The organism is Streptomyces sp. NPDC037126, assembly GCF_055605965.1.
In genome coordinates, this window is the sequence record NZ_JBVJTD010000004.1 from 543,387 (window position 1) to 550,667 (window position 7,281).

Below are 7,281 nucleotides of genomic sequence, written 5' to 3' on the forward strand. Positions count from 1 at the left end.
GGCGGGGCCACACGCTGCCGCAGAGAAGAGCAACGACAACAGACCTGGACGTTTCGGGCGCGGGCGCCGGACTTCAGCGGTCGGCCAGGGCCCGGATCTCGTCGGCGATCAGCTTGGGATCCTCCTCGGCCATGAAGTGGCCGCAGGAGACCGTGCGGTGGCGCAGGTCGCCGGCCCAGGCGCTCCACAGGGCCTCGGCGTGGTAGCCGAGTGCGGCGCCCCAGTCCTGCTGGAGGACGGTGACCGGCATGGCCAGCCGATCGCCGGCCTCGCGGTCGGCGGTGTCGTGGTCCACATCCACCCCGGCGGATGCCCGGTAGTCGGCGACGATGGAGGGCACGGCCGCCGCGCACGCGGCGATGTAGTGGTCGCGGACTTCGGTGGGGATCGCGTCCGGGGCGTTGGTCCAGGCGTCGAGAAAGTAGCCGAAGAAGGCGTCGGCGGACGCCTGGACCATCTGCTCCGGCAGGCCCGGGGCCTGGGCCATCAGGTAGAGGTGGAAGCCGACCGCGCCGGACACCCCGTGCAGGGCGTCCCACATGTCGAGCGTCGGCAGGATGTCCAGGAACAGTGCGCGCGACACCGCGTCCGGGTGGTCCATCGCGGCGCGGAAGGCGACCAGGGCGCCGCGGTCGTGACCGGCGAGGGCGAAGCGGTCGTGTCCCAGCTCGGCGGCGAGGCGGACCACGTCCCGGGCCATGGTCCGCTTGGAGTAGACGTCCGGACCGCTCTCGGCGGGCTTGTCGCTGGCGCCGTAGCCGCGCAGGTCCGGACAGATGACGGTGTGGTCGGCGGCGAGGTCGGCGGCGACGTGCCGCCACATCAGGTGGGTCTGCGGGAAACCGTGCAGCAGTACGACCGGGCTGCCGGCGCCCCCGACGGCCGCGTGCAGCATGACGCCGTCGTCGACCGACACGCGGTGCTCGGTGAATCCAGGGATGCTCGGGTGGGTCACGGCGACTCCTGTGGGTCGTGGCAGAGTGGACGTCCCGGACCCCCGGACCCCGGCGGTCCGGCTCGTCCGGGCGCCACCCAGGTTGCGGGCCCCGGATCAGCGATCGATGAGTGGACACGCGGCACCCCGGCGGTGGAGCCGCCCGCGAAGGGACCGTGCCGTGGGCGTGGAATTCGGACTGCTGGGACCGGTCGCCGCCTGGGACCCCGACGGCACACCCCTCCCGCTCGGCGCGCCCCGCCACCGGGAGGTGCTCGGCCGGCTGCTGGTCGCCCGGGGCCGCGTGGTCCCGGTCGGCCGGCTCGTGGCCGACCTGTGGGAGGCCGAAACCCCGGCCGGCGCGGTCGGCGCCGTCCGCACCTTCGTCGCGGCGCTGTGCCGCGCCCTGGAACCCGGACGTCCTCGCAGGCAGCCGTCCCGGCTGCTGGTCACCGACGGCCCCGGCTACGCCCTGCGCGCCGGGCGCGACGCGGTGGACGCCTGGCGATTCGAGGACACCGCCGCGCGGGCCGCCGAAGCCCCGCCCCACGCGGCGGTCGCCCTGTGGGACGAGGCGCTCGCCCGCTGGCGCGGGCCGGTCCTCGCCGACTTCCCCTCCGCCGCATGGGCAGCGGCCGAACAGGCCCGGCTGGAGGCCCTGCGCCTCGACGCGGTCGAGCGCCGCGCCGACGCCCTGCTGGCCACCGGCGCCGCCCGGGACGCCGTCGCCGACCTGTGCGCCCACGTCACCGGGCACCCCGGACGGGAGGACGGCTGGGCGCTGCTGGCGACCGCCCTCGACCGGTCCGGACGCCGCGGCGAAGCGCTGGAAACCCTGCGGCAGGCCCGCAAGCCCTCACCGGCGCGTACGGGCCCGGCACCGGAGCCACCCTGGCACGCACCGAGGCACGCATCCTCCATGCCGCCACCGGATCCGCGACCGAGCCGGCCGGGGCGGCGGACGGCGTCTGGAACCGCACGGCCGCCGCGTGGGACCGCTCGGTGCCCGCCCGCTCACGGGCCCGGCTGCACGCCACCGCCGGCCTGCTGCGCACCCTCGCGGTGACCGGCGCGGGCGGGCTGGAGGAGGCACGCGAACACCGCCGGGACCTGGTCGCCGCGGCCGAGATGACCGGGGACACCGAACTGGCCGCCAGGATCATCGGCTCCTACGACGTCCCGGCCGTGTGGACCCGCGCCGACGACCCCGAGGGCGCCGGCGAACTGGCCCGCACGGCGGCTCGTGCCGCCGCCCGGCTCGGCCCGGACGGACCGCCCGCGCTGCGGGCCCGGCTGCTGTCGGTCGTCGCGGTCGAGTCACGCGGCGACGCCGCCGCCGATTCGCCGCTTCCCCGGGCGGCGGACGCCCCCGCGGCCGAGCCATGGCGGCTGGGCGCCGAACGCGCCGCCGGGGAGGCCGTCGGCCTCGCCCGGCGCCTCCAGGACCCCGCCCTGCTCGCGTTCGCCCTCAACGGCGCCTTCATGCAGTCCTTCGCCACCTGCGGATCGGCCGCTCGCCGAGACGCGCTCGGCGCCGAACTGATCCGGCTGGCCGTCGACCACCAACTGCCCAGCCACGAGATCCTGGGACGCATGATCCGCATGCAGGCCCTCGCCGGACTCGGCGACCTCGCCGCGGCGGACGCGGAGGCCGAGGAGATCGACCGGCTGGCCCGCCGCAACGAACGGCCGCTCGCCGGGGTGTTCACCTCCTGGCACCGGGCCCTGCGCACCTGCGAGACCGACGGCTGGCGGGCCGCCCGCTCGCAGTACGCACGGGTCCTCGCCGAGAGCGCCGACTGCGGCATGCCCGGACTCACCCGGGGAGCGGCCGTCCTCGTCGCGATGATCCCGGTACTGCGGGACGACGACGCCCTGCCCGACCCCGACGACTTCACCCACCTCGACCCCGGCCCGTACCGGCCTTGGCTCGACCCCCTGCTGCTGGCGGCTTCCGGCGCCACCGAACGGGCCCGGCAAGCCCTCGAAACGGTTCCCCGCCCACCGCACGACCACCTCCAGGAGGCACTGTGGTGCGTCCTCGCTCGCGCGGCGGCGGCCGTCCGGCACCTGCCGGTCCTGCGCCGCGCCCGCGATGAACTCGCCGCCGCCGAGGCCGAGTTCGCCGGTGCGGGAAGCGGCCTGGTCTCCTTCGGCCCGGTCACCGGACATCTGCGGGACGCCGACGCGGCCCTCGGCGTGCACGCCCCGTCCTCCGCGGGGGCGGCCGACGGCGGCGCGGAAGACCGGTCCCCCGGCGCACGGCAGGCTTGAGCAAGCGCCGATCGGTCGGGCTCCGGCCCCGCGCACGGCAGGGGCGGCGGCCGGCGCCGACTCGGGGAGGCGTGCAGTCAGGCCAGTTGTCCGCGCAGCTCGGCGACTCGGCATCCCTTCCCGGACAATGCGGTTCATTCGCCCGCCCATCCGTAGCATGCTTGCCGGCGGGGGAAGTCGGCTGGGGGGAACATGAGAATCGTCGGACGAGAGACCGAATGCGCACGATTAGCCGCCTTGCTGGGCGAGGCGCGCGCGGGCCAAGGGCGCAGCATCGTGTTGCGCGGCGAGCCGGGTATCGGCAAGACGGCGTTACTGGACCATCTCGCCGAGAACGCCGACGGGTTCACCGTCGTACGGGCGGCCGGCGTGGAGTTCGAGTCGGAGTTGGCCCTCGCGTCGCTGAGCGAGCTGATCGGGCCGCTGTTCGACGTGGTGCGGGAGCTGCCGCCGGGGTACGCCGATGTGCTGACCGCCCTCGTGCCACAGAAGTCCGACGACGGTGCCGCGCCACCGGCATCGGCAGGACGGCACGCCATATACGCCGCGACGCTCGCGTTGCTCACCGCGGCCGCCGCGCGCCGGCCCCTGCTGTGCCTGATCGACGACGCGCACTGGATCGACGACGCGTCGGCCGCCGCCCTGTTGTTCACGGCGCGCCGGTTGCTCGCCGACCCGGCGTTGATCGTGTTCGCGTCCCGGGACGTCCCCGAGTTCGACGCGCCCGGTGTCGGAACACTGCGCCTGGACGGTCTTGACGAGCGGGCCAGCCTGCAACTGCTGGCCCGCGACGGGAACGTGTCGGCGTTGGTCGGCGCGCGACTGGCCGCGCTGACCATGGGAAACCCGCTTGCGCTGCTGGAGCTGCCCCGGGTGCTGTCACTGGAGTCCGCGGAAAGCCTCAGCGAACTCGTCGAGCCGCTGCCGACCACGAAACTGCTGCAACGCGCCTTCGCGGCGTCGCTGGTCTCGATGTCGGCCCGGCAGCGGCAGGCGCTGCTGGTGTGCGCCGCGGCGGGCAGCGCGCAACTGGAGGTCGTGGCACGGGCACTGGGAGCGCTCGGCATCGATCTCGCGGCCCTGGACGAGGGGGCCGTCAGCGGTCTGGTGCAGATCTCCGGACGTACGGTGGCGTTCCGCCATCCGCTGATCAGGTCCGCCGTCTACTCGAAGGCAGGACCGGGCGAGCGATGGCAGGCGCACGCGGCGCTGGCCGACGCGTGCACGTCACCGAAGGACGCGGACCGCAGGGCCTGGCATCTCGCCTGTGCGACGGTCGGACCGGACGAACATGTCGCGGCGGCGCTGGTGGCCACCGCCGACCGCGCCCGGCGGCACGGCGGGATCGTCGCGCAGGCCGCCGCGCTGGAACGTGCCGCCGAGCTGACCGGGGAGCCGGTGACGCGGGCCAGGCGGATCCGGTCCGCCGCGACGCTCTGGTCGTCGGCCGGCGCGCTGGACCACGCCGAGGCGCTGCTCGACCAGGCGCAGGCGCTGGCCGGGGACGATGTCACCGCGCGCATCGAGGTGTTGGGCGACCGCGCCTACCATGCCGTGCTGCGCGGGCGGGCCGGCGTGATCTTCGACTCGCTCGTCGCGGAGGCGGCCGGCGCCGGACCGGGGGACCGGCTGGCGGCCGGCCGGATGCTGAGCCTGGCCATGAACGCGCCCCTGGCCAGATGGGACGTTACGGCGACGCTGGAGGTCTGCACGAAGGTGATGGCGCTGACCGCCCCGGACGGCCGCCCCAACCCCGCCTTCCCCAAGGGGGCTGTGCGCATGGCGCTGGCGCAGGTGCTCGCCGGGCAGCCGGCCGGCGCCGTGCTGGCCAGGGAGTGTGTCGCGGTCTGCGAGCGGCACGTGCCGAACGGAGCCTGTGCCGAACTGGCCGAGGTTTTCATGTACGTGGAGGAGTACGACCTGGCGCGCCGCATGATCGACCATGATGTCGCCGCAGCCCGAGCCGTCGGCGACATCGCGCTGCTCGGCTACGGCCTGCGCCGGCGAGCCCAGTTGGACATCCGCGTCGGCCGGCCGCTCACGGCCTACTCCGACGCGCTGGAGTGCGCCGGTGTCGCCGACGCCATGGCGCAGCCGACCACCGTCGCGGCCTCCCGCGCGACACTGGCCATGGTCACCGCTGTTCTCGGCCGCGCGGACGACTGCGAGGCACACGCCGAGGAGGCGATGCGACTGTGCCCGGAGGACCTGGAGACCGAGGTACGCGTCCGGTACGCGATGGGCCTCGTGGCGCTGGCCGGCGGCAGGATCGACGACGCCGTAGCCGAGTTGCGCCGCGCGGACACGGCGCTGTCCGCCGTCGTCGAGCCGGCCGTCGTACCGGTCGCCGCCGACCTGGCCGAGGCGCTGGTCCGGGCCGGCCGGCCCGGCGAGGCGCGGAGTGTGCTGGACCGGCTGGACGCCGCCGTCACAGCGACGGGCCGGCGTGGCCGGGGCGCCGCGGCTCGGCGGTGCCGCGCGTTGCTGGCACGCGGTGCCGCCGCGGGGCCGCTGTTCGCCGCGGCGTTGGAGGCGCACCAGGACGTCGACGAACCGTTGGAGCGGGCCAGAACCCTGCTCTGCCAGGGCCAGTGGCTGCGCCGGTCCAGACGTCGCCAGGACGCCTACCAGCCGCTCGCGGCGGCGCTGGAGATCTTCGAGTCGGCCGACGCCAAGCTGTGGGCCGAGCAGGCCCGACACGAACTGACGGTGCTCGGCCTGCGCACCCTGCCGAGTGCCGACCGGCCGGATCCGGGCGTGCTCACGCCGCAGGAGTGGCGGATCGCGTGGGCGGCCGCTCAGGGGCGGACGAGCAGGGAGATCGCGGCCGAAGTGCTGCTGTCCGTACGCACGGTGGATCACCACCTGGGCAACGTCTACCGCAAACTGGGTGTGTCGTCGCGCCGGGCGCTGATCCGGCGGTTCGGCGGATCAGCAGAACTACCCGTCTGACGCCCGATCACCGCAGGGGCCGTCGCCGCCGGAGAGCGGCCTCGGCCCCTTTCCGCTGTTCGACAGCCGCCCATTTCACCTGTCAGTTCTACGGATCCGCGGCGCGCGGCCGCTCCACATACTGGGTCCCATCGATCGGCAACGACACCAGGGGGATCTAATGAGGGCAAGCACATCAGCGGGGCGGGCCGCGGCTTCGGTCGCCGCCGTTCTGGCCGTCGTCCTAGGCTCGGCAGGCGTGGCCGATGCGGCCGGCGGGTCTTCGTCGCACGGGGTCTCCTCGCTCCACGAGAGGCCGGCGGCCACCGGCGCGACGCTCACCGATGCGTCGATCACGTTCTTCACCCTCGACGACAACAAGGACAGCGACACACTGCTGTCCATCCAGGTCCTGGACCGCAGCAACAGGGTGGCCGCCTCGGCGACCGGATTCTTCGGGCAGTTCGGCGACGGCACGACCAAGCCGGTCGCCCTGAAGCTGCGGCCGGGGTTCACCTGGGACGCCCTTCAGGCAGGCCACTTGCGGCTGAACATCCAGCCGCACGGCGACGACACGTGGAAGTTCGGGTACGAACTCGACCTGAGCTTCTCCGACGGGGACTTCGCGCCGACCGTCGAGAGCCGCCTGTCGCTGAGCGAGGACAACAAGACGTTCCTCGACCCGCTGCAGTTCTGACCTGAACCCGGGGCCGCCGCCATCGACGGCTGCGCGGTTCCGGGCCCCAACGACGCGTGGTCCCTCCCCTCGGCCGAGGGGAGGGACCACGCATTGCTCATCGGATCGGCGGCACCGCGCTATCCGGCGCTCAGTACTGCTCGGTCTCCATGAAACCCGTGCCCCCGTTGTCGTCCGCGTCGAAGGCGGCGGCGGTCGGGTCGAATCCGGGCGGGCTGTCCTTCAGGGCCAGGCCCAGGCCGGCCAGCTTCGCCTTGACCTCGTCGATGGACTTCGCACCGAAGTTGCGGATGTCCAGGAGGTCGGCCTCCGAGCGGGCCAGGAGTTCACCCACGGAGTGGACGCCCTCGCGCTTGAGGCAGTTGTAGGAGCGGACCGTGAGCTCCAGCTCCTCGATCGGCAGCGCGAGGTCGGCGGCCAGGGCGGCGTCCGTGGGGGACGGGCC

4 protein-coding genes and 1 pseudogene are annotated in these 7,281 nt (G+C 74.2%); 3 read left to right on the forward strand and 2 right to left on the reverse strand.

The features are described from left to right. Positions 1 to 73: 73 nt before the first annotated feature. The gene (locus ACZ7FF_RS13975) at positions 74 to 955 is read right to left on the reverse strand and encodes an alpha/beta fold hydrolase (RefSeq protein WP_470812215.1); all 882 of its coding nucleotides are present in this window, start codon (positions 953 to 955) and stop codon (positions 74 to 76) included. Between the two features lie 160 nt (positions 956 to 1,115). On the opposite strand from ACZ7FF_RS13975, the pseudogene ACZ7FF_RS13980 reads away from it, so the two are divergent. The 3 genes and pseudogenes from ACZ7FF_RS13980 (at position 1,116) to ACZ7FF_RS13990 (ending at position 6,836) form a co-directional block, all read left to right on the forward strand. After that, positions 1,116 to 3,208 (forward strand): annotated as a pseudogene (locus ACZ7FF_RS13980) (AfsR/SARP family transcriptional regulator). A 192-nt stretch (positions 3,209 to 3,400) separates the two neighbouring features. Beyond that, positions 3,401 to 6,160 carry an AAA family ATPase gene (locus ACZ7FF_RS13985; RefSeq protein ID WP_470812216.1) on the forward strand — a complete coding sequence of 920 codons (2,760 nt, stop codon included), beginning with the start codon at positions 3,401 to 3,403 and terminating at the stop codon, positions 6,158 to 6,160. Positions 6,161 to 6,398: 238 nt separating this feature from the next. Then, positions 6,399 to 6,836, forward strand: a complete 438-nt coding sequence (locus ACZ7FF_RS13990) for a hypothetical protein (RefSeq protein ID WP_470812218.1) — start codon at positions 6,399 to 6,401, stop codon at positions 6,834 to 6,836. Between the two features lie 130 nt (positions 6,837 to 6,966). On the opposite strand, the gene ACZ7FF_RS13995 is transcribed toward ACZ7FF_RS13990, so the two are convergent. Further along, positions 6,967 to 7,281, reverse strand: a 315-nt coding sequence (locus tag ACZ7FF_RS13995; RefSeq protein ID WP_470812219.1) for a DNA-directed RNA polymerase subunit alpha C-terminal domain-containing protein, incomplete at its 5' end; no start/stop codon positions are given.

Coding starts and splice junctions, on each gene's coding strand:
- ACZ7FF_RS13985 (WP_470812216.1), top strand. CDS start 3,401: ATGAGAATCGTCGGACGAGAGACCGAATGCGCACGATTAGCCGCCTTG.